This is a genomic window from Ruegeria sp. J8 (assembly GCF_056531925.1).
The window spans coordinates 1-22,689 of sequence record NZ_JBQFMR010000021.1 but is presented as its reverse complement, the minus strand read 5'-3'; the positions used below and the strand labels follow the sequence as shown (position 1 = coordinate 22,689).

Here is a 22,689-nt window from a genome sequence, read left to right as displayed (position 1 = left end):
TTAAGGCAACCGAGCCGCCAATTGCGCGAGGTCGGCCCGCAAGGTGTCCCGAACCTCGCCTGAATTCGGGCGGTCGCGCAGCGTTTCAAACCAATGCAGAGGTGGCCGCTTGCCCGCAGCCCTGTTCCAGCGCAGGCCGCGCAAAGTGCTTTGCGAGGTGTTGTTCAGCCGGTCCGGGATCTCGGTCCCGTTCAGCACCGCCCAAACACCTGTCCAAAGTCGGGCGACTGACCACGGGTTGTATCCGCCGCCACCCAACACCAGCAGGCGTGGCGCCAAGCCGCGCAGGGCCGCCACGGTGCGCCAATGGGCGTTGTTGGACAGGGTTAGGCGCGACAGAGGGTCCTCGGCCACTGCATCGGCCCCGCATTGCAGCACAATGGCCTGAGGTCGGAACGACGTTGTGGCGGGCAGGATCAACTGGTCGAGGATCGTATAGAACTCATCATCATTCAGCCCGCGTTCGACGGGCAGATTGAAGGCGGCACCGCCAGCCGTGTCCGTCAAAGCGCCGGTAAAGGGCCAGCGGCGCGTTTCGTGGACCGAGATCATGCGGATTTTGGCCGACCCTGCAAATGCGCTTTCAACCCCGTCGCAGTGATGGGCGTCAATATCCACGTAGACGATTCGATCCAGCCCGGATTTCAACAAGGTCAGTATCGCCAGAACCGGATCGTTCAGATAGCAAAACCCGTTGGCGCGGTCCGCAAGCCCATGATGCGTGCCGCCTGCGGGGCTGAAAACGATGCCGCCCTCGCGCAGAAGTTCGGCACCCAGCATCGACCCTCCGGCGGCGGTGGCGGGACGGCGGTACATCTCGGCAAAAACAGGGTTGGACAAAGTTCCCAGCCCGTATCGGCTGCGGGTGTCATTCGAGACGGCCTGCTCGGCCTCGGCCTGTTGCAGCGCGGTGATGTAGTCCGGCGTATGAAATGCGTGCAGGGCAGAGGGTTTTGCGCAAGGACTGACACGGTAGTTCTGCTGGTTCAGCCAGCCTTGCGCGCGACACAGGTCGATGACCGTCGACACACGCGGAATCGCCAGCGGATGCTGTGTGCCGTAGGTAGAGTTCCGATAGATCTCGGACCCGATGAACACAGGCTGCATGGTTCACCCTGCGCGCGGGTCTTCGCCCAAGCTTCCATCCAGCGACATCATGATCGCAATCGGCCTGAGTGCTGGGATATGGCTGAACACGATGAGAATGCAGACGGTCAGCGGCACGCTGAGGAACGCACCAATCATGCCCCAGACCGTGGTCCAGAAGGTCAGCGCCAGAATGACAAGGAAGGTCGACATGTTCAGCGATCGCCCCAGCATGGCAGGGTCCACAAAATTGCCGATGAGGAATTGGATGGTGCCGCACCCCAGCACGATGATCAGGAACGGACCGATGCTTTCAAATTGAACCAGCGCGATCATGGCCGGGAAAATGACCGCAATGATCGAGCCGATCGAGGGGATGAAATTCAGCGCGAAGGTCAGGACGGCCCAGGTCTCGGCATATTCCAGCCCGAGAACACGGAAGATCGAATAGCTGATCCCGGCCGTGACCAGGCTGATAAATGTCTTTACCCCCACATACCGTTGCAGACTAAACGAAATGGCATCCAGCACCGCCGCGAAGTCTGCTCCGGTTTGAGGGTTCCCCGCAACCAGTTGTATTTTCTTGCGAAACGCCAACCGCTCGGCCATCAGGAACGCAACATAAAGGCTGATCAGAAAGAACTGATTCAGCAACGAGGTAGCGCTGCCCAGCATTACGCGCGCGACATAGGACATGTCGATGCTGATCAGATTGTCACGGATAAAGCTTGTAACGTCATTGCCCACCAGCCCCGCGATCCGGTTCACGGCGCTGTCGAATTGATCTTCGTAGGTGTTGATCGAGCGGGCAAACTGTGTCGCCTGACTGCCCAGAATATACATGATCATGAACAAACCGGCCAAAACAACGATAACACCGGCGATGTTGGCAACCCAGACCGGCACGCGCGTGATGGAGATGACACGATCGCTGACCGCGATGATTAGAACGTTGATCAGCAAGGCCATGGTCAGCGGGATCAGAAAGGCGGACCCAGCATAAAGGCCCAGCACCACCAGCGTGGCGACTATCGCGGTGTCACGCACGACCGACAGGCGCAGTCGCGGTCGTGTCACATGTCGTTCCTGATCCAAAGGCATCGTTTTGTCTGTTGCCATTCTAGCTGTCTTGAGAAGCCGATTTACTGCTCTGATCCTGCACAGCCGAGCAGGATTATGCAATGCGCGCAAGCGTTTGGGAGTATTAATTTGCGTTGAATCGGGTTTTGACGGTTCTGTGATCCGGCGCGCCGCGTTAAGATTTGGACATGAGCGCCAATATGATTCCTTCCGCAAAACGACCCCTTCAGGCGCTATGGCTGGCCTTTGGCCGGTTCAGTGCCAAAAACGGAATGGTCATGAGCAGCCATGTTGCCATGTCCCTGATGCTGGCCCTGTTTCCCTTCGTCCTGTTCACAGTTGCCTTGGCGGGGACACTGTCGCAAGACTATGTCACCAATGAGTTGATCGAGCTGATTTTCGGCGCCTGGCCCAAAGATGTCGCCGATCCGATCGTGGCCGAGCTGAGAGCAGTTTTGCAGGCTTCGAACTCCAGCGTAATCACGCTGGGGGGGCTGTTGGCAGTGTTTTTCGCCTCGAACGGGGTGATGGCAGTGCGGGCGGCGATGAATCAGGCTTATCATGATCAAGACAGTTGGCCGTTTTGGAAAACCCGCCTTTACTGTCTTGGACTTGTGATTGCCGGAGGAGCGACCGTTCTTGCGATTGCTGCAGTCGAGGTTGTCTTGCCAGTATATACAAGGCTTGTGTCCGAAAAAACGGATGTGAACGTGTCCAATTGGCTGTCCGTGGATCGGCTGCGCTGGACCTTTACAGTGGCGGTCCCAGCGGGGCTTGTGATGCTGGCCCATCTTCTGCTGCCGACGCGGCGCCACAAGCTGACGCAAATCCTGCCCGGCGTGGCGTTGACGCTTGCGCTCTGGGCGGCGGGCGGGTGGGGCTTCTCGATCTATATCGGGCAGTTCGCCTCGTACAACGCGACCTATGCGGGGCTGGCCGGAGTGATGGCGGCACTGATTTTCCTGTACCTCTGCGCGGCCATGCTAATTTTGGGGGCCGAGTTCAACGGGGCGTTGATGGATCTGGGCGAGGCGGCGGACTAGCTTCACCACATCCCGGCGCTGTGCTGCCTTGTTTGGGTCATTTTCCCGGCAAACTCTGCGTGTATCGGTACAGACAAGGTCAAACCCGTCTGTGTTAAAAGGTGCCCAATGTCAGATAAACCGGTTCACACGTCGCAACTGCAACGCCCGCTGTCGCTGGCACAGCGGATCGAAGATTTGCGGACCCGCAAGCCGGAATACCTCAACCATGGGGACGCGCTTTTGATGCAAGGGATTGCTACCGCATCGTTGCGCCAGCAGGTTCTGGCAGGAGACTTCCTGTCGATGGAAGATTAAGTCTCGCCGCGAAACCCTGTCGCCACAACGAATTTTTCCGAACTGTCGGACCGCGAGGCAGGCGGTTTCACGTTGGCGACCTTGGTGAATTTCTGCTTAAGCAGCTTTTGCAAATCGCCCTCGGCCCCTCCGGCCAGAACCTTCGCGACAAATGTGCCGCCTTCTTCCAGCACATCAAAGGCGAAGTAAGCGGCAGTTTCACACAGTGCCATGATGCGCAAATGGTCGGTTTGCTTGTGCCCGGATGAGGCAGCGGCCATGTCCGACATCACCACATCAGCCTTGCCGCCCAACCACTCTTTGACCTTCTCGTCGGCATCGTCTTCCATGAAGTCCAGCACATGCGCGGTTGCGCCCGCGACGGGTTCGACCTCCTGCAGATCAACGCCCAGTACGGTGCCGATCCGCTTGCCGCTTTTCTCGCCAAGCGCGTTCACTCTTTTGACAGCCACCTGCAACCAACCTCCGGGCGCGCAGCCCAGATCAACGACGCGTGCACCGGGAACCAGAAAGCGGAATTTATCGTCCAGTTCCAATATTTTGAATGCTGCACGCCCTCGGTACCCCTCGGCCTGTGCGCGTTTAACATAGGGGTCGTTCAATTGCCGTTCCAGCCAGCGCGTCGAGCTGAGTTTACGCCCACGCGCCGTCTTGACCTTAACCTTCAGGTCGCGTTGCCCGCGACCCGAGTTGTTTTTTCCTGTTGGTGTCTTCGCCATCAGAACGGTCCGTCTTCCAATACGCCGTCCGCGCTCATCTGCGCATAAAGCAGTCCTTCACGCAGCCCCCGGTCCGCCACGGAAAGGCGGTCGGTGGGCCAGCAGCGCAAGAGGGCCTGCAAAATGGCCGAGCCGGACATGATCAGGGCCTGCCGGTCGTCGCCAATGCGCGGGTCCCGGCGTCGACCCTGAGGGCCGAGTTCTAGATACCCTCGTATCACTTTGTCAATCTGATCGCTGGTCATGCGCAAACCGTCTACCTTGGTCCGGTCATAGCGCTTCAACCCCAGATGTGAGGCAGCCACGGTCGTAACCGTCCCGCTGGTGCCAACGATCTGGAACCCTTCGCGGGCCTGTTCGTCCTTGTAAGGCGCAAAATCGGCGAGGTTCTCTTCAAAAAACCAGCTCATCAGAGCAAAGCGGGCTGAATCGTCCTCAACATCGTTGAACTGATCACGCAGCGTTGCCACACCCAGCGGAACGCTGATCCAATCCACCACCTTGGCCGCAGGGAACGGGCTTTCGGCCGGGTGAAACCCATGGTGCAACCGCATGATCGCGGCAGGCCGGTCACGGCGCGCAATGGATGAGATATCGATCCACACCAATTCGGTCGAGCCGCCGCCGATATCGACCACCAGCAACTGCTCGGTCTTGGTCGACACGAGCGGCGCGCATGAGATCACGGCCAGGCGTGCCTCTTCCTCAGGCTGGATGATCTCAAGCGTCAGGCCGGTTTCGCGCTTAACCTGACGGATGAAATCACGCGCGTTCTTGGCGCGGCGGCAGGCCTCGGTCGCGACAAGGCGCATCCGTTTGACTTTATTGCGTTTCAGCTTCTGCTGGCAGATGCGCAAAGCCTGAATGGTGCGCGCCATCGAGGACCGAGACAGCCGTCCGGTCCGTTCGAGCCCCGCACCCAACTGCACGGATTTCGAGAAACTGTCGACCACATGAAAGCCGCTGCCCTTGGGCTGGGCAATCAACATGCGACAACTATTTGTACCCAGATCCAGCGCCGCATACAGCGCATCGGGATCGGGCCTTGCCGGCGCGGGGCTTTCGACCGCCTTCGGGAACGCGCCCGCACCTTTGGGACGCTTGGGCGCCATCTTCAACGCCCTCCGATTTTCGAGTTACCCCGACCATAGGTCGCGCGTTCTTGTCGCGCAAGACGCTCATTATTGTGATGAGGATTTTGATATGCGCGTTTGATGCCGAATTCGTTACAACCCCGGTATCCCGTCGTAGGCAAAACGTCGTTTGAAATGCGCCTTGTGTCGAAAACCGACCGACCTGCGACCATATAGATGTTTAGAACCGGTCCATCTGGTTAGGAGGAATCATACGCGATGCCTGACGTCACCATCGTTTACTGGCGCGACATCCCTGCTCAAGTCATCGTCGGCAAAGGCCGTCGAGGTGCCAAGCGGCAGTTGGAGGAGCGGTTCGAACAAGCCATCGACCGAGCGGCGATGAAGGTGAATGCCAAGGACAGCGATGCCTATCTGGCCGAATGGCGCAAAGCAGATCCTTTCGCGGTCGAGGGCGAGCCCTCGGAGATCGCCGAAGCCGAAGCAGCGCGTCTGGAAGCGGAATATGATCAGGACCGTATCAAAGCTCTGATCGCAAATGACGGTTGGGCATGAGCCCGAAATCTATATGGGAGGCCGCTATGGCTTTGCTGAACTTCAAAAAACGTGATGCCGCCGAAAACGGCCCTGTGAACCCGACCGTCGAAGCCTTTTTGCAGGGCTATTCGATCGAGGTGATGCCGCGCACCGCCGAAAAGGTCGAAGATTTCCGCGCGCTGCTGCCTGAAGGCACTCGCGTCTACATCGCCCATATCGAGGGCACGCCCATCGAGGACATGGTCAAGACCGCCAAGCGCATCGCTGCTGAGGGCTATCCGGTGATGCCGCACTTCCCCGCGCGGATCATCAAGGACGCCGGGACGCTGGAAAACTGGATTTCGATGTATCAGGGCGAAGCGGGCGTTGAGCAGGCGCTTCTGCTGGCCGGTGGTGTCGAGAAACCCCATGGCGATTTCTACAGCTCGATGCAGCTGATGGAGACCGGTCTGTTCGACAAGGCAGGCTTCAAGCGTCTGCACGTGGCAGGCCACCCCGAGGGCAATAAGGATATTGACCCGGACGGTTCGACCAAGAACGTGGAAGACGCGCTGCGCTGGAAACAGAAATTCAGCGAAACCACCGACGCCGAAATGGCGTTGGCCACTCAGTTCGCCTTTGACGCCAAACCGATCATCGCTTGGGCCGACAGCCTGAAAGAGGCAGGGATCGATTTGCCGATCCATATCGGTATCGCGGGTCCGGCCAAGCTGCAGACCCTGATCAAATTCGCCATCGCCTGCGGTGTTGGCCCCTCGCTGAAGGTTCTGCAAAAGCGTGCTATGGACGTGTCCAAGCTGCTGCTGCCCTACGAGCCCACCGATGTTCTGACTGAGTTGGCCAACCACAAGGCCGCCAACCCGGACTTCAACATCACCAACGTGCATTTCTTCCCACTTGGCGGTATCAAAACCAACGCCACCTGGGCCATCAACAACGGCGGCGCTTCGGCAAAGCCTGCAAACTCCTAAGGAACGGACATGACCCGTACTGTCGTCGAATCAAAAACAAAAACCGCCGTTCTGGGCTTTGACGAACCGTTCTGCGTGATCGGTGAACGGATCAACCCCACGGGCCGCAAGAAACTGGCTGCGGAACTGGAAGCGGGCGATTTCTCGACTGTTGAGAAAGACGCGCTGGCACAGGTTGCGGCAGGCGCGACCGTTCTGGATATCAACGCGGGTGTTGTCTACAACTCGAACCCCAACCCGAACGAGACCGAGCCGCCGCTGATGACCAAGATCGTCGAGTTGGTGCAGGGTCTGGTCGACGTACCGCTGTGCATCGACAGCTCGGTTCCTGGTGCTCTGGAAGCCGGTCTTGAGGCGGCTGAAGGCCGTCCACTGCTGAACTCGGTCACCGGTGAAGAAGAGCGCCTGGAGCTGGTTCTGCCGCTGGTCAAAAAATACAACGTGCCGGTTGTGGCGATCTCGAATGACGATACCGGGATTTCCGAAGACCCCGATGTACGGTTCGACGTGGCCAAGAAGATCGTGGAACGTGCAGCCGATTTCGGCATTCCGGCGCATGACATCGTGGTTGACCCGCTGGTCATGCCCATCGGCGCGATGGCAACCGCTGGCCAGCAGGTTTTTGCGCTGGTCCGTCGTTTGCGTGAAGAGCTGGGCGTGAATACCACTTGCGGCGCGTCCAATATCTCGTTCGGCCTGCCGAACCGCCACGGCATCAACAACGCCTTCCTGCCGATGGCGATGGGCGCAGGCATGACCTCTGCGATCATGAACCCGGTCGCGCTGCCCGTTGGCCCCAAGAAGCTGGCTGAAAAGAAGGCCGAAGTAGAAGCCAAAGGTATCATTCTGCCTACGGATATGGATGATGAGACTTTCTGCCAACTGTTCGGTCTGGGCTCGACCCAGCCGCGTGCCGGCAAGGAAATGGAGGCTATCCGCGCCGCTAACCTGCTGACCAACAATGACCCCCATGGCGGGGCATGGATCAAGTTCAACAAATCACCTGAAGAAGCCGCAGCAGCCGGTGCTGCAGGCGGTCGTCGCGGCGGTGGCCGTCGTCGTCGCGCCTGATCCGTCGGCAAGAAAGAACAGAAGGCCGGGCCAACTGCCCGGCCTTTTTTGTTCTGGATTTTCTTGTCCTTTGGTGAAGGTTGCGACTTGTGTTTGGGAAAGCGGCAATGCTATCCCCAACCCCGCGGCGGGTATGATGTAATGGTAGCCTGTCAGCTTCCCAAGCTGAACGCGCGGGTTCGATTCCCGCTACCCGCTCCAGTTTTCCCAGATCACGCGGCCCGGCGCGCCTGAAACAGGTTGATGATTGCCGGGATTTCGATGCCGTTTTCGGTGTCGAATTGCTCAAGGTTTTTGGCAACGTCGGCTTCAATGGCCGCTACATCCTCGTCGGTTCCATTGAAATGGCCGATCACACGGGCCGCCGGTCCAACTTGCGTACACAGCGCAGCGGTGCCCGGCACACCGTTGAAACCAGGCAAGGACAATGGCACGGGGTCTGCCTTGATGTCGGTCAGTCCAGCGTCGTTCATCATCCCGGCGACATAGTCCAGATCGTGAAAGGCAAGCGGTCCGGGGGCAAATCGGCCATATTTGGGCGGATTGCCCAGCCGCGCCGTGGCAGAGACGTGAGGAATCTTGAACCAAGGATTGCCTGCAAGTGGCCCCCATGCGGCAAAAGTCATCTGTCCACCGGGTTTCAGCGCGCTTGCGATATTGCGGAATGCTGCAACCGAGTCCTGAAAGAACATGACCCCGAACCTCGAAATCGCAGCATCGAACTCGCATTCCAAAAAAGCCTGTGTCTGGGCGTCAGCGTAAAGAAAACTCATATTTGTCAGGTTTTCAGCGCGTGCGCGCTCCTGGGCGCGGTCCAGAAAGGCCTGCGAAATGTCTGCGCTTTGGACATGACCCGAACCGCCGACACGCTTCGCCGCTGCAAGCGAACTGACGCCGGTGCCACATCCGATGTCCAATACCCGCATACCTTCGACAATATTGGCGCGGCTTAGAACAAGGTCCAGCACTGGGGTGAATACGTGATCCAACTGATCCTCGTATGTCAGCCATTTCACGCCCGACGGCGACTTGCCCCAATACTCAGCCTGTTCTTCGTTCGGTGTGTGCATTGGGGCCTCCGTCGTTTGATCCGACTATGACCTGCGGCGGCGACGACGGCCAGATTTTTCGTCATCCCCGCCGCCGGTGTTGAAGGACGGCGCGGGCAGGGTGACCACCTGCGCCAGTTCTGGGAACGGGTCGGTTTTGTGCGGGATCGCGTTGGCGGCAACGAAATGTTCCTGAAACTTTGGCTCGATGGCGGTTTCGACCTTGGTGATCTCGCGCACAACGCGCTCGATTTCCTTGCGCGATCCGATGTTGCACAAGGCGATCCGGGCACCGGTGCCAGCCGCGTTGCCCGCGCTGGAAACCTTGTCCAGCGGCGCGTCTGGGATCATGCCCAGAACCATCGCGTGTTTGGTCGAGATATGGGCACCGAACGCCCCGGCCAGAACCACGCGGTCAACGGTGTCGACCTCCATCTCATCCATCAGCAGGCGCGCACCGGCATAGAGTGCCGATTTCGCCAGCTGGATGGCGCGGATGTCACCTTGGGTCACGGTGATACGCGGGCCGCCCTCGGCGCTGGCATCGTGGATCAGATAGGCGTGGGTGCGGCCTTCGGGGATGCAGCGTGCGGTGCCTGTTTGTTCGGCCGAGCCAATCAGGCCGCTTTCATCCAGTAGCCCGGCGATACGCATTTCGGCAACAGCCTCGATAATGCCCGAGCCACAGATGCCGGTGATCCCGGTGGTGGCGATATCAAGATCGAACCCGTCCTCATCGGACCACTTGTCAGACCCGATGATGCGGAAGCGGGGTTCCTTGGTGACGGGATCAATTTCGATGCGCTCAATCGCTCCCGGAGCGGCGCGCTGGCCGGAACTGATCTGCGCGCCCTCGAACGCGGGGCCGGTGGGTGAGGAACAGGCCAGCACGCGTGTGGTGTTGCCCAGCAGGATTTCGGCATTGGTGCCCACATCGACGATCAACACGAGGTCTTCGGACTTGCCGGGTTCCTCGGAGAGCGCAACGGCGGCACAGTCGGCGCCCACATGTCCCGCAATACAAGGTAGGATATAAACCTGCGCGCGCGGGTTCATCTTGGTCAGATCCATCTCACGTGCGGGCAAGGACATGCTCTCGGATGTGGCCAACGCGAAGGGGGCCTGCCCAAGCTCGACCGGATCCAGACCCAGCAGCAGGTGGTGCATGACCGGGTTGCAGACGAAAACCGTCTCCACGATCAGCGCGGTGTCGATCCCGGCCTCCTCGGCGATGGAGATAGTCAGATCGTTGATCGCCTCGCGCACCGCGCGGGTCATTTCCTGATCACCACCGGGGTTCATCATGGCGTAGGACACGCGGCTCATCAGGTCTTCACCAAAGCGGATCTGCGGGTTCATCAGGCCAGACGAGGCCTTGACCTCACCGGTTTCCAGATCGGTCAGGTGGGCGGCGACGGTGGTTGAGCCAAGGTCGATGGCCAGACCGTACAGCCCTTGTTCATGCAGGCCGGGCCAAATTTCGACCACCTTGGCGACCTCATCCTTGTGGCCTTTGTGGACGGCTACAGTGACCTCCCATTTGCCTTTGCGCAGCACCGGTTGCAACTTGGCCATCAGCGACAGATCGGTGGTGACGGCCTCAATGTTCCACTGCTGGCGCAGGGCGCGTTCCAACCGCTCCAGATCGCCGGTGGGCGAGTGCATGTCGGGTTCCTCGACCACCACGAAATACAGCCGCGTCGCCGGGTCCATGGTGATGGCGCGTGCGGCAGCCGCTTTGCGGACGACCTGACGATGGACCTGAGACTCAGGCGGCACGTCGATCACGATATCGCCCTGAACCGTCGCCTGACAGCCCAGACGGCGGCCAGGCTTGAGCCCGCGTTTGTCGTCATAGCGTTGTTCAACCGCATTCCATTCGCTCAGCGCGTCCTCGGATACGGTGACACCGTGCTTGGGAAACTCGCCATAGCTGGGCGAGATCTGACATTTCGAGCAAATCCCACGCCCGCCGCAGACCGAGTCCAGATCGACGCCCAACTGCCGGGCGACGGTCAGAACCGGGGTGCCGACGGGGAAATGCCCGCGTTTGCCCGAGGGGGTAAAGACGACAAGGGGGTCGGTGGTCATATCTGGCCTGCCTTTTGTATTCGCGCGTATGCCGGGGAAGATATGGGTTTGTGCGCAAAGGGAAAGGCCAATCAGCGGCACGTTTGTCGCCGGTTGCGTCGTTTTTTGCCGCGGCAATGTCCCGCAGGAGAAAACTAGTTCAGATCAGGGGCTTTCCCTTGGGTTCAATCCATGTCATAGGGTCGCCGTCAAACGGGGTTTTGCATGGGGTTAGCAGATGCAGATTCGTGAGGCACTCACCTTTGACGACGTACTTCTGGTTCCGGGCGCATCTTCTGTGCTGCCCGCGACGGCGGATACGACCACGCGTGTGACGCGTGAGATTACCATGAACATTCCGCTGCTCAGCTCGGCGATGGACACGGTGACCGAGGCGCGAATGGCGATTGCTATGGCGCAGGCCGGTGGGATCGGTGTGATCCACAAGAACCTGACGACCGAGGAACAGGCCCGCGAAGTGCGCCGGGTCAAGCGGTTCGAATCCGGCATCGTTTATAACCCCGTGACATTGCGCGCTGATCAGACGCTGGCCGACGCGCAGGCGCTAGTCGAGCGGTACAACTTCACCGGCTTCCCTGTGGTCGATCCTGATGGTCGCGTCGTGGGTATTGTAACCAACCGTGACATGCGCTTTGCGACCTCGGACGACACGCCGATCCACGCGATGATGACCACCGACAATCTGGCAATGCTTCAGGAGCCGGCTGATCTGGAAGAAGCCAAAAGTCTGATGAAGGCGCGCCGGATCGAAAAGTTGCTGGTCGTAGATGGCGCAGGCAAGCTGACCGGCCTGCTAACCCTGAAAGATACCGAACAAGCAGTGCTTAACCCCACAGCCTGCAAGGACCGTCTGGGCCGCCTGCGTGTTGCAGCGGCGACTTCGGTCGGGGACGCAGGTTTTGAGCGGTCCGAGCAATTGGTGGATTCCGGCGTCGACATCATCGTTGTGGACACCGCGCATGGCCATTCGCAAGGTGTGTTGGACGCGGTGAAGCGGGTGAAGACCCTGTCGAACGAAGTTCAGATCATCGCGGGCAACGTCGCGACCGGCGACGCGACCAAGGCGCTGATTGATGCGGGTGCGGATGCGATCAAGGTTGGGATCGGGCCGGGCTCGATCTGTACCACGCGGATGGTGGCCGGTGTGGGTGTGCCTCAGCTGACGGCGATCATGGATTGCGCAGGGGCTGCCGGGGACGTGCCGGTGATCGCCGATGGCGGCATCAAGTTCTCGGGTGATTTCGCCAAGGCGATTGCCGCGGGGGCGTCCTGCGCCATGGTCGGTTCGATGATTGCGGGCACCGATGAAAGCCCTGGTGAGGTCATTCTGTATCAGGGCCGTTCGTTCAAATCCTATCGTGGCATGGGCAGCTTGGGCGCGATGGCGCGCGGCTCGGCCGATCGCTATTTCCAGAAGGATGCCGCCAACGACAAGCTGGTTCCTGAAGGGATCGAGGGGCAGGTGCCTTATAAGGGATCTGCTAGCGCGGTGGTGCATCAACTGGTCGGCGGTCTGCGCGCGGCCATGGGATATACCGGCTGTGCCACCGTGGAAGAGATGCGTAGAAACTGCAATTTCGTAAAGATCACAGGCGCAGGGCTGAAAGAAAGCCACGTGCATGACGTGCAGATCACGCGCGAAAGCCCGAACTACCGGGTGATGTAAAACCTAAACCATTGCAGAACGGCGCTCGGTTTGGGCGCCGTTTTGCATTCCAGCCACCTTATCGGACAGACCCATGATCCCAGCAGCCCGCATACAGGCCTCGATCGAGATCCTTGATCAGATACTTTTGGGTGTTCCGGTTGAAAAAGCGTTGACGGGCTGGGCGCGGCGCAGCCGGTTTGCGGGGTCGAAGGATCGGGCAGCGATACGGGATCACGTATTTCAGGCACTGCGCTGCAAGCGATCTTATGCCGCGTTGGGCGGGGCTGAAACCGGGCGTGGCCTGATGATCGGCGCGTTGCGTGCCGTTGGGGCGGATTTGGCTGAAACGTTCACGGGTCAGGGTTATGCGCCAGATGCGCTGACCGATGACGAAGCGGGTCGCGATTTCGCGTCGGATGCCGAGCGCTATGACATCCCCGACTGGTTGTGGCCCATGTTTCAAACGTCTCTGGGAGATGAGGCAGTGGCGGTTGCTCAGGCACTACAAAACCGGGCACCGGTTCACGTGCGGCTCAACCTGTCCAAGTCGGATCGGGCAGGTGCCATTGCCGCTTTGGCGACCGAAGGGATTGCGGCGCGAGAACACCCGGCATGTAACACCGCGCTGGAGATTGGGGAGGGCGCGCGCAAGATTGCGCAAAGCCGCGCTTATTCCGAAGGTGTGGTCGAATTGCAGGATGCGGCAAGTCAGGCCGTTGTGGCAGCACTGGATTTGCGACCAGGTTTGCGCGTTCTGGACTATTGCGCTGGCGGCGGGGGGAAATCTCTGGCTTTGGCGGCCCATTCCGGGGTCGAGGTTTTTGCCCATGACGTAAACCCCGAACGGATGCGCGATCTGCCCGCGCGCGCCGAGCGGGCCGGTGCGCGGATCAAGATGCTGGCAACCGATGAGGTGGCGTCCCAAGCGCCTTTCGACATTGTGCTGGTCGATGCGCCCTGTTCCGGCAGTGGATCATGGCGGCGGGCACCGGCGGGGAAATGGGCGTTGGACGCGCAACGGCTGATTGAGTTGACGGCGCTTCAATCCCGAATTCTGTCAGACACGTCGGCCTTGGTCGGTGCGGGCGGTGTGCTGGCTTATGCAACATGCTCGATGCTGAACCAGGAAAACGGTGCTGTAGTGGATAAATTTACGTCCGCCCATCCTGACTGGTTCGAGAGTTTTCGCAAACTGTGGCTGGCGTCCCACGGAACGGATGGGTTCTTTGCGGCACACTTGACGCGATAAGTGGTCGCGAAATAACAACCCAGAGGAGAATGTCCGAATTTCATTAAGCGGACATTAACCTATTTTGGGCTCACTTGCGCGAACGCCCCAAGACCAGAGTTGTTTATGTCAGAAACCACAGATGTTTTTTCCGACCTCGCCTTTCGCAAAACTCCGGCAGTGGCGCGGCTGACTCTGTTGGCTGTTGTTGGAGTTCTGGTCGCCATAGCCCCCTTGGCAGGCGTGTTGCCGGGCGGCTGGGGTGGGGGGGTTATCGTTGCGGGAATCTCGCTTTTAGCGGCAGGTGCGCTGGTTGCGGCACGCGGTGGCATCATGGATTGGGCCACGAGGAAATCCGCGGGGGTGATGGCAGCATTTGCGGAACAATACCTGTTTCCCTGCATCACCGCCAATGCAGATGGCGTCATTCTGACCGCAAACACCGCCGCACGTGAACGGTTTCATGCAACGCCAGGCACGCGAATTGATAAGTGCCTTACGGCCATTTTTGCTAATCCGGCGGCGATTTTACTGCGCCTTCAGGCAATGGCCGAAATCCACGGCAAAGCGCGAGAAGAGGTTGTTTCCGTCGGTTCAACCGTTCCGATATCGGTGTTTGGGGTGAACAATGACTTGTTTTGCTGGCGGTTTCATCTGGAAGCGCCGGGTCACTGGGAAGACGTTTCGGTCCCGGTAGTGACGCTTGGACGCAACGGAGCAGTGATACGTTCCAACAGGATGGCGAAACATCTTATGGGTCAGACACCGGAAACAGCTAAACAGCTCCTTTCCAGTGAGCCGCCTGAGGATGGTAAAATCGTCTCGATTGACACCAAGGATGGTTCGGTTTCCGTGGTCACTAAGGAACTGTCCAAATCGGGATCGGTCGTCGACTTGGCTCTGGTTCCAGTGGACACTTCAAACACTCCTCGAACTGAGGCTCCGTTTGCTGACCTTCCGGTTGCCATCATGTGTCTGTCGCCTAACGGAGAAATTCTGGACGCCAACCGGCTGGCCGTGAAACTTGTTGGCGAGATCGTTCCAGGCCAGACAAATGTTGTCCAGATTATGCAGGGGCTCGGCTATCCCATCTTGGATTGGCTGGCCCGCGCAGCGGCCGAAGACAGCCCGCCAAGTTCGGAGTTTCTGCGCTTGCCAAGGCAGGACAAAGAGATGTTCGTGCAGGTGACGCTGAGCCGCGTGGTAGATAACGGCGAGGTCTGCTTGATCGCGGTTCTGAACGATGCCACCGAACTCAAGACGCTTGAGGCACAATTCGTGCAGGGCCAAAAGATGCAGGCCGTCGGTCAGTTGGCCGGGGGCGTGGCGCATGATTTCAACAACCTGCTGACGGCGATTTCGGGGCATTGCGACCTGTTGCTGCTGAGGCATGATCAGAATGATCCTAACTATGGTGATCTGGTGCAGATTAACCAGAATGCCAACAGGGCGGCAGCTCTGGTCAGTCAGTTGCTGGCCTTTTCGCGCAAGCAGACCTTGCAGCCCGAGGTGTTGGACTTGCGGGACACGATCTCGGACCTGATCCATCTATTGAACCGGCTGGTGGGTGAGAAAATCCGCCTGATCCTCAGCCATGATCCAGTGCTGAAACCGGTGCGCGCCGACAAGCGGCAGTTGGAACAAGTGTTCATGAACTTAGTCGTGAATGCCCGCGACGCCATGCCCGAAGGTGGCGAGGTGCGGATCGAGACTGAAGTGGTGTCGCTGACTGAGCCTCTGCGCCGCGATCGCGCTACAGTGCAACCGGGGGAGTATGTCACCGTCAAGGTGATCGATAGTGGTACGGGTATTCCGGCGGACAAGCTGCAAAAAGTGTTCGAGCCTTTCTACACAACTAAACGTACGGGCGAGGGGACGGGGCTAGGCCTGTCAACGGTCTACGGTATTGTGAAACAGACCGGCGGTTTCATCTTTGTTGACAGCGTTTTGGGCCGGGGAACCGAGTTTACGGTTTATCTGCCGGTCTCAGCCGCATCCGAACGTGTCGAAGAACCCGCCGTGCAGGCACCGCAAACACAAGCTGCGCGTCAGGGTGAAGGCGTAGTTCTGTTGGTCGAGGATGAAGCACCGGTGCGCGCCTTTGCAACCCGCGCGCTGCGCCTGAAGGGCTATACTGTTTTGGAAGCAGATTCGGCGGAAGAGGCGCTGCATCTGCTGGAAGACGGGGCCCTGAATGTCGATCTCTTCGTCACCGACGTGGTGATGCCGGGCATGGATGGCCCAACCTGGGTGCGTCAGGCGATGAAAGACCGTCCAGATGTCCGCGTCATTTTCATGTCAGGATATACCGAAGGGGCATTTGGCGACTCGGGTCCCGAGCTTGCGCATTCGGCTTTCCTGCCGAAGCCGTTTTCCTTGAACGAACTGACCGAAGCGGTGTTCCAGCAATTGAACTGAAACAGTCAGAGGGCCGCGTCGTGACACGCGAACTCGGCCGCATGTTTGCGCCGGAATTTGCGCTCGGTTTCGGCGCTTAGCGTCAAGTCACGGAGGGGAGAGACATTCTCGCGCGGTAGTGTGATCTCCATATTCAGACGGGATTGTAGGAAGCTCAGGATTTTGTCCTGATGTTCATATTTGAAGACGTGCGTCGCCCCGAATCCGTTGCTGCGGGTGCGGAAGAACTGGCTCTGGCTGCCGACATCCGCATATTCCGGACGCGGGGATTGCAAATAGGCCTGAACATAGTCGTCAAAGCTGAGATCATGGGTTGAATGAGGGTGATTCAGCCGCTCGGGACGGCTGCGGAATCGATACCAACTGCCCAGCCAGTCGATCGGTTCGCGGACCACGGCCATGATCTCCATCTCTGTGTCGTGCATTTTTTTGAAAATGTTCTGAAAGAAACGGTCATAGCGCCGGACCGGAGCATGTTTCAGGTCGGGCGGTCCTGTGACAACGATATCCGCCCGGTCCCGCAAAGCGCTGTGGTAAGCGGTGCTGCCGGTTTTGGGGACGGACAGAAATGCAAGACGTTCCTTATAGAAAACAAGCATTTAATCGTCCCTGTCAGAGTTAATTCTTTTTTGCAGATTGGCGTAAACGACTCTTTAACACAATTGCCGAAAGGTAAGTTCTGTAAGTTTTAGTTGAAATGTTCTCTTTTTGGTCTCATAAGGAACAAGAGGCGAACAAAGCAGTGATTGCCGCCCGTTCAAGGGTGTGACACAAGAGAAGGCGACAGGACAATGGCGGATCTTCTGACGATGAGCGACAAGAAAAACGCAGACAAGCAAAAGGCGCTCGACAGCGCGCTGGCCCAGATTGAACGGCAGTTCGGCAAGGGCTCGATCATGAAGCTGGGCGAGGATTCCAAACAGGATATCGAGGCCAGCTCGACCGGATCGCTGGGTCTGGATATCGCGCTGGGGATTGGCGGTCTGCCGATGGGCCGAATTGTTGAGATTTACGGGCCAGAAAGTTCGGGCAAGACCACGCTGACGCTGCATTGTATTGCAGAACAGCAAAAGCGCGGCGGTGTCTGTGCGTTCGTTGACGCGGAACACGCGTTGGACCCGCAATATGCTCGAAAGCTGGGTGTCGATCTGGATGAGTTGCTGATCTCGCAGCCCGACACGGGCGAGCAGGCGCTTGAGATCACTGATACTCTGGTGCGCTCGGGTGCGGTGAATATGGTTGTGGTCGACTCGGTCGCGGCGCTGACGCCGAAATCTGAGCTGGAGGGCGACATGGGCGACAGCAATGTCGGCGTGCAGGCCCGTCTGATGAGCCAGGCGATGCGCAAGCTGACCGGCTCGATCAGCCGTTCGAATTGTATGGTGATCTTCATTAACCAGATTCGGATGAAAATCGGCGTCATGTTTGGCAGCCCGGAGACGACCACTGGGGGCAACGCGCTGAAATTCTACAGCTCGGTGCGTTTGGACATTCGGCGTATCGGCGCGATTAAGGACCGCGATGAGGTTGTCGGCAACCAGACCCGCGTCAAAGTTGTAAAAAACAAGGTGGCCCCGCCGTTCAAGCAGGTGGAATTCGACATCATGTATGGCGAAGGCATCAGCAAGATGGGCGAGCTGCTGGATCTGGGCGTTAAAGCCGGTGTGGTTGAGAAGTCGGGCTCTTGGTTCAGCTACGGGGACGAGAGGATCGGGCAGGGGCGTGAGAATGCCAAACAATATCTGCGCGATAACAGTCGCTCGGCGTTGGAGATTGAGGACAAGATCCGCGCCGCGCATGGGTTGGACTTCGACATGCCGCCCGGTGCCACTGAGGATGACGATATTCTCGAAGCCTGACGGCATCCCGGAAATGTGAACGCGGGGCGGTCCATTGGGGCCGCCTTGTTTCGTTTGCGTGGCCTCCCCTGTGGACTATCCGCAGGGACAGCGATAAACCCGTTTTCGAACAAGATGATTGCGCGCTGAGAGAGCCTTATGCCCACGCTGAACGATATCCGATCGACCTTTCTGAACTATTTCGCCAAACAGGGGCATGAGGTTGTGGCTTCAAGCCCGCTCGTGCCGCGCAATGACCCGACCCTGATGTTCGTGAACTCGGGCATGGTGCAGTTCAAGAACCTGTTCACCGGGCTTGAGACGCGCGACTACAGCCGGGCGACCACTGCGCAGAAATGTGTGCGCGCAGGTGGCAAACACAACGATCTGGACAATGTGGGCTACACCGCGCGCCACCACACATTCTTTGAGATGCTGGGGAATTTCTCGTTCGGGGACTATTTCAAGCATGAGGCGATCCCCTTCGCGTGGGAGCTGATCACCAAGGAATTCGGCATTGACAAGAACCGCCTGCTGACCACGGTCTATCACACCGACGATGAGGCATTCGAGATCTGGAAAAAGGTCGGCGTGCCCGAAGACCGGATCATCCGCATCGCCACCAATGACAATTTCTGGCAGATGGGCCCGACCGGTCCCTGTGGTCCATGCACCGAGATTTTCTATGACCATGGCGACCACATCTGGGGCGGCCCTCCGGGTTCGGCCGAGGAAGACGGCGACCGCTTCATCGAAATCTGGAACATCGTGTTCATGCAGAATGAGCAGTTTGAGGACGGCTCGATGGTGGAACTGGACATGCAGTCCATCGACACTGGCATGGGGCTGGAGCGGATCGGCGCTCTGCTACAGGGCAGCCATGACAACTATGACACGGACCTGTTCAAAACGCTGATCGAAGCGTCTGCCGATGCCACCGGTGTGGATCCTTATGGCGATCAGAACGTGCATCACCGCGTGATTGCGGATCACCTGCGGTCGACCTCGTTCCTGATTGCCGATGGCGTTATGCCCAGCAATGACGGCCGCGGCTACGTTCTACGCCGGATCATGCGCCGTGCAATGCGCCATGCGCATTTGCTGGGTGCAAAAGACCCGGTGATGCATCACCTCGTGCCCTCGCTGGTGCAGCTTATGGGTGCGCAATATACAGAACTGGGGCAGGCGCAGGCGCTGATCGAAGAAACGCTGCTGCTGGAGGAAACCCGGTTCAAGCAGACCCTCGATCGCGGTCTGAAACTGCTGGATGATGAGGTCGCGGGACTGCCCGAAGGTGAGGCTCTGCCCGGTGATGCGGCGTTCAAGCTCTATGACACCTATGGCTTCCCGCTGGACTTGACGCAGGATGCGCTGCGTGAAAAGGGCCGGACCGTGGATACCGACGGGTTCGATGCGGCCATGGCCGAACAAAAGGCCAAAGCACGCGCTGCTTGGGCAGGTTCGGGTGAGGCCGCGGATCAGGCTGTTTGGTTTGATGTGCTGGACAGTGCCGGGGCCACGGATTTCCTGGGCTATGATACCGAAAAGGCCGAAGGACAGGTTGCGGGTCTGGTCGTGGATGGCGCGCTGGTCGAAGCTATTGAACAGGGTGGCACAGGCTGGGTCATCGTAAACCAGACCCCATTCTATGGTGAGGCCGGTGGTCAGGTCGGCGATACCGGTGAAATCCGTCGTCTAGAGAACATGCAGGACGTTGCCAAAGTCGAAGACACGCGCAAATTTGCTGAAGGCAAGGTCTATGCGCATAAGGTAACGGTCAGCCAGGGTAAACTGTCCAAGGGCGACGCGGTCGAGCTTGAAGTCGATCATACCCGCCGCAGCGCAATCCGGGCGAACCACTCGGCCACGCACCTGCTGCACGAGGCATTGCGCGAAACGCTGGGCGATCATGTGGCCCAGCGGGGGTCTCTGAACGCAGCGGATCGTTTGCGGTTCGATTTCAGTCATCCTAAGGCGCTTGCTCTTGACGAAATCCAGAAAGTCGAGCGGGAGGTGAACGATTTCATCCGACAGAACTCGGCCGTTGAAACACGGATCATGACACCGGAAGATGCGCGCGCCTTGGGCGCTCAGGCGCTGTTTGGCGAGAAATATGGTGACGAAGTGCGCGTCGTGTCGATGGGCAAAGCGGCAACTGGCAAAGGTCAGGACGGTGAAACCTGGTCCATCGAGCTGTGCGGCGGTACGCATGTGCGTCAGACCGGAGATATTGGCACTTTCGTTGTGTTGGGCGACAGTGCCAGCAGTGCCGGTGTGCGTCGGATCGAGGCCCTGACTGGGGATGCCGCCTTCCGCTATCTGTCGGCGCAGGATCACCGTCTGGCGCAAGTTGCGCTCGAGCTGAAAGCGCAGCCCGATGATGTTGTTGGCCGGGTGAAATCCCTGCTGGACGAGCGCAAGGCATTGCAGAACGAAGTGGCGCAACTGAGGCGTGATCTGGCGATGGCAGGCGGTTCAGGGCAAGGCAGTGCCGAGGCCAAGGACGTGAACGGTGTGCCGTTCCTGGCACAGGCCCTTACAGGCGTGTCTGGCAAAGACCTTCCTGCTTTGATCGACGAACACAAAAGCCGTCTTGGCACGGGCGCTGTTCTGCTGATCGCGGATGCGGGCGGCAAGGCGGCGGTGGCCGCCGGCGTGACCCCGGATCTTACCGATAAGGTCTCGGCCGTGGATCTGGTGCGCGCGGCGGTGGCCGAACTGGGTGGCAAAGGCGGCGGTGGTCGCCCCGACATGGCACAAGGTGGTGGTAAGGACGCTACAAATTCCGAGGCTGCGATCAAAGCGGCCGAAGACGTTTTGGGAGGATAATATGGCAGCTCTCTGGATTGCGCATGTGACGGTGACGGACACAGAAGCATATGGGAAATATGCAGAATTGGCCGGACCGGCGATTGCCAAGCATGGTGGAACATTCATCGCGCGCGCGGCACGCTTTGTACAACTTGAAGGCAAAGAACGCCCGCGCAATGTGGTCGCGCGCTTTCCATCGCTTGAGGCCGCGGTCGAGTGTTACAACTCGGATGAATATCAGGCTGCGCTGGATTTCGCACGTGATGCAAGCGAGCGAGAATTGGTGGTTGTTGAGATCACCGAATAGAATCGCACCTGCTGTCGTGTACCTGTGAAGGGTGACAGCACTTTGATGCGCGGATTTTGGCCCAGTCGGACAAGTTTTGCTATGTATCGATTGGGTCATTAATTTGATTTCAGAGAATCTTTTATTTTCAAATAGTTGATTTGTTATCCGTTGAGGCGGAACAAAGCGCGCGCCCCACAATTGTGACAGCAGCACCGCAATTCTTGCCTGAAATGGTCATATTGAGTGACGAATTTCCGCCTCTTTTCCCCGTCAATTTTCCCTTAGATTGCGTCGACGTGCCCGTTTACCGATAGTTTCCGAAATGGGGATACGGTCCGGTTTGTCGGCAATCGCTTGGATGAACCAGGATCGAGGGACAGGCATGAAATCGTTTGGCAGTGAACTCGGAACCGTTGTTGGGCGCCTTGTACCCGCGACGGCTCGGGCTGTTGGCCTAGCTGCATTGGCATCCGGGGCACTTTTTGCACCCGCCCCGGCCGAAGCCCGAGAAAACAGCTTTATCCAGACCGCTGTTTCGTCTCCCCCACCTTCTGGTGCGCGACAATTGTGTCGACAATATACTTGGGCCTGTTCCAGCAAGCGCTCGGTTGTGCTGACCAGCCAGCAAGAGATGCAGATTGTGAGCCGTGTGAACCGCCGCGTAAATGCGACGACGCGTGAAGTGACCGATCAGTCGCAATACCGTACGCGCGAACGCTGGGCGTTGCCGACGTCGCTTGGCGGTGATTGTGAGGATTTTGCCCTGCTGAAGAAACGTGATCTGATCCGAGCAGGTATTGATCCCAGCAAGCTTTTGATCGCCACAGTGCTCGATAGACAGAGAAACGCGCATGCCGTTCTGGTCTATCGGTCCGCATCAGGAGATTTGGTTTTGGACAATCTAACCAACCGGATCAAACGCTGGTCGGATACCCGCTATTTCTTCTTGCGGATGCAAGACCCCCGGAAACCCAGCAGTTGGGTGGGAGTCTACGGGCGTTCTTAGCGTGACCCGATATTAGAGCGCAGGACGAAAAAAGAGGCGACCGGTTGGTCGCCTCTCTGTCTTTGGGCAAACGGGCCCAGATCAGCTTTCGTCGTCATTGGCGCCGCTGCCTTGGCCAGGGCTTGCGCCCTCGGAGCCGTTGCCGCCTCCGTTGTTGCCTTGGTTACCGTTGTTGCCGCCGTTTCCGTTCCCGTTTCCGTTCCCGTTTCCGTTTCCACCGCCGTTACCATTGCCGTTGTCGTCATCGTCTCCGTTGTCGCCATCGTCTCCGTTGTCGCCATCGTCTCCGTTGTCGCCATCGTCTCCGTTGTCGCCATCGTCTCCGTTGTCGCCATCGTCACCGTTGTCGCCATCGTCACCGTTGTCGCCATCGTCACCGTTGTCGCCATCGTCACCGTTGTCGCCATCGTCAC

General features: G+C 58.7%; 20 protein-coding genes and 1 tRNA gene. 13 read left to right on the top strand and 8 right to left on the bottom strand.

Translation table 11 applies throughout. The features are described 5' to 3' along the window. Both ACR0L1_RS23255 and ACR0L1_RS23250 read right to left on the bottom strand, forming a co-directional pair. Positions 1-1,107, bottom strand: coding sequence for an acetoin utilization protein AcuC (locus ACR0L1_RS23255; RefSeq protein ID WP_480861026.1), 1,107 nt, complete (start codon positions 1,105-1,107; stop codon positions 1-3). Positions 1,108-1,110: 3 nt separating this feature from the next. Further along, entirely contained in the window at positions 1,111-2,205 is a 1,095-nt protein-coding gene (locus ACR0L1_RS23250) for an AI-2E family transporter (RefSeq protein ID WP_480861024.1), read from the bottom strand. Between the two features lie 161 nt (positions 2,206-2,366). On the opposite strand from ACR0L1_RS23250, the gene ACR0L1_RS23245 reads away from it, so the two are divergent. Both ACR0L1_RS23245 and ACR0L1_RS23240 read left to right on the top strand, forming a co-directional pair. Further along, positions 2,367-3,209 (top strand): YihY/virulence factor BrkB family protein, encoded by an 843-nt coding sequence (locus ACR0L1_RS23245; protein WP_480861022.1) that lies wholly within the window; start codon positions 2,367-2,369, stop codon positions 3,207-3,209. Positions 3,210-3,317: 108 nt separating this feature from the next. Next, positions 3,318-3,506: a hypothetical protein gene (locus ACR0L1_RS23240; protein WP_170769808.1), complete on the top strand. Its 189-nt coding sequence runs from the start codon at positions 3,318-3,320 to the stop codon at positions 3,504-3,506. Here the strand turns inward: ACR0L1_RS23240 and ACR0L1_RS23235 are convergent. Both ACR0L1_RS23235 and ACR0L1_RS23230 read right to left on the bottom strand, forming a co-directional pair. Continuing rightward, the gene (locus ACR0L1_RS23235) at positions 3,503-4,225 is read right to left on the bottom strand and encodes an RlmE family RNA methyltransferase (RefSeq protein ID WP_480861020.1); all 723 of its coding nucleotides are present in this window, start codon (positions 4,223-4,225) and stop codon (positions 3,503-3,505) included. The genes ACR0L1_RS23240 and ACR0L1_RS23235 overlap by 4 nt on opposite strands. Continuing rightward, positions 4,225-5,337 (bottom strand): Ppx/GppA phosphatase family protein, encoded by a 1,113-nt coding sequence (locus tag ACR0L1_RS23230; protein ID WP_170790851.1) that lies wholly within the window; start codon positions 5,335-5,337, stop codon positions 4,225-4,227. The genes ACR0L1_RS23235 and ACR0L1_RS23230 overlap by 1 nt, the downstream gene beginning before the upstream one ends. Positions 5,338-5,577: 240 nt before the next feature. Between ACR0L1_RS23230 and ACR0L1_RS23225 the strand changes: the two genes are divergently transcribed. From ACR0L1_RS23225 to ACR0L1_RS23210, 4 genes are all read left to right on the top strand, one after another. Further along, the gene (locus ACR0L1_RS23225) at positions 5,578-5,874 is read left to right on the top strand and encodes a virulence factor (RefSeq protein ID WP_170769805.1); all 297 of its coding nucleotides are present in this window, start codon (positions 5,578-5,580) and stop codon (positions 5,872-5,874) included. Between the two features lie 26 nt (positions 5,875-5,900). Continuing rightward, positions 5,901-6,827 carry a methylenetetrahydrofolate reductase gene (locus ACR0L1_RS23220; RefSeq protein WP_480861018.1) on the top strand — a complete coding sequence of 309 codons (927 nt, stop codon included), beginning with the start codon at positions 5,901-5,903 and terminating at the stop codon, positions 6,825-6,827. 9 nt (positions 6,828-6,836) lie between these two features. Then, the gene (locus tag ACR0L1_RS23215) at positions 6,837-7,898 is read left to right on the top strand and encodes a methyltetrahydrofolate cobalamin methyltransferase (protein ID WP_480861016.1); all 1,062 of its coding nucleotides are present in this window, start codon (positions 6,837-6,839) and stop codon (positions 7,896-7,898) included. Positions 7,899-8,025: 127 nt separating this feature from the next. Then, positions 8,026-8,099, top strand: a tRNA-Gly gene (locus ACR0L1_RS23210). Positions 8,100-8,110: 11 nt separating this feature from the next. Here ACR0L1_RS23210 and ACR0L1_RS23205 read toward each other — a convergent pair. Together ACR0L1_RS23205 and ACR0L1_RS23200 are read right to left on the bottom strand one after the other, a co-directional pair. Then, a complete protein-coding gene (locus tag ACR0L1_RS23205; protein ID WP_480861014.1) occupies positions 8,111-8,968 on the bottom strand; it encodes a class I SAM-dependent methyltransferase in 858 nt (285 codons plus the stop codon). Positions 8,969-8,992: 24 nt separating this feature from the next. Next, the gene (locus tag ACR0L1_RS23200) at positions 8,993-11,038 is read right to left on the bottom strand and encodes an ASKHA domain-containing protein (RefSeq protein ID WP_480861013.1); all 2,046 of its coding nucleotides are present in this window, start codon (positions 11,036-11,038) and stop codon (positions 8,993-8,995) included. Between the two features lie 217 nt (positions 11,039-11,255). Here ACR0L1_RS23200 and guaB point away from each other — a divergent pair, with 217 nt between their 5' ends. The 3 genes from guaB to ACR0L1_RS23185 all read left to right on the top strand — a co-directional run bounded on the left by guaB (position 11,256) and on the right by ACR0L1_RS23185 (position 16,332). Next, positions 11,256-12,704, top strand: a complete 1,449-nt coding sequence (gene guaB, locus ACR0L1_RS23195; RefSeq protein ID WP_170790858.1) for an IMP dehydrogenase — start codon at positions 11,256-11,258, stop codon at positions 12,702-12,704. A gap of 73 nt (positions 12,705-12,777) precedes the next feature. Continuing rightward, on the top strand, positions 12,778-13,935 hold the full coding sequence (locus ACR0L1_RS23190) for an RsmB/NOP family class I SAM-dependent RNA methyltransferase (protein WP_480861011.1): 1,158 nt from the start codon (positions 12,778-12,780) through the stop codon (positions 13,933-13,935). Between the two features lie 105 nt (positions 13,936-14,040). Next, positions 14,041-16,332 carry an ATP-binding protein gene (locus ACR0L1_RS23185; protein WP_480861010.1) on the top strand — a complete coding sequence of 764 codons (2,292 nt, stop codon included), beginning with the start codon at positions 14,041-14,043 and terminating at the stop codon, positions 16,330-16,332. Positions 16,333-16,337: 5 nt separating this feature from the next. On the opposite strand, the gene ACR0L1_RS23180 is transcribed toward ACR0L1_RS23185, so the two are convergent. Further along, entirely contained in the window at positions 16,338-16,931 is a 594-nt protein-coding gene (locus tag ACR0L1_RS23180; protein WP_480861009.1) for a sulfotransferase family 2 domain-containing protein, read from the bottom strand. A 192-nt stretch (positions 16,932-17,123) separates the two neighbouring features. Here ACR0L1_RS23180 and recA point away from each other — a divergent pair, with 192 nt between their 5' ends. From recA to ACR0L1_RS23160, 4 genes are all read left to right on the top strand, one after another. Continuing rightward, positions 17,124-18,191: a recombinase RecA gene (gene recA / locus ACR0L1_RS23175; protein ID WP_170354230.1), complete on the top strand. Its 1,068-nt coding sequence runs from the start codon at positions 17,124-17,126 to the stop codon at positions 18,189-18,191. A gap of 138 nt (positions 18,192-18,329) precedes the next feature. After that, a complete protein-coding gene (gene alaS, locus ACR0L1_RS23170; RefSeq protein WP_480861006.1) occupies positions 18,330-20,999 on the top strand; it encodes an alanine--tRNA ligase in 2,670 nt (889 codons plus the stop codon). Between the two features lies 1 nt (position 21,000). Next, on the top strand, positions 21,001-21,288 hold the full coding sequence (locus ACR0L1_RS23165; protein WP_170769795.1) for a DUF1330 domain-containing protein: 288 nt from the start codon (positions 21,001-21,003) through the stop codon (positions 21,286-21,288). A gap of 364 nt (positions 21,289-21,652) precedes the next feature. Continuing rightward, entirely contained in the window at positions 21,653-22,276 is a 624-nt protein-coding gene (locus ACR0L1_RS23160) for a transglutaminase-like cysteine peptidase (protein WP_480861005.1), read from the top strand. 81 nt (positions 22,277-22,357) lie between these two features. On the opposite strand, the gene ACR0L1_RS23155 is transcribed toward ACR0L1_RS23160, so the two are convergent. Continuing rightward, a partial coding sequence (locus tag ACR0L1_RS23155; protein WP_480861003.1) for a hypothetical protein occupies positions 22,358-22,689 on the bottom strand: 332 nt, incomplete at its 5' end.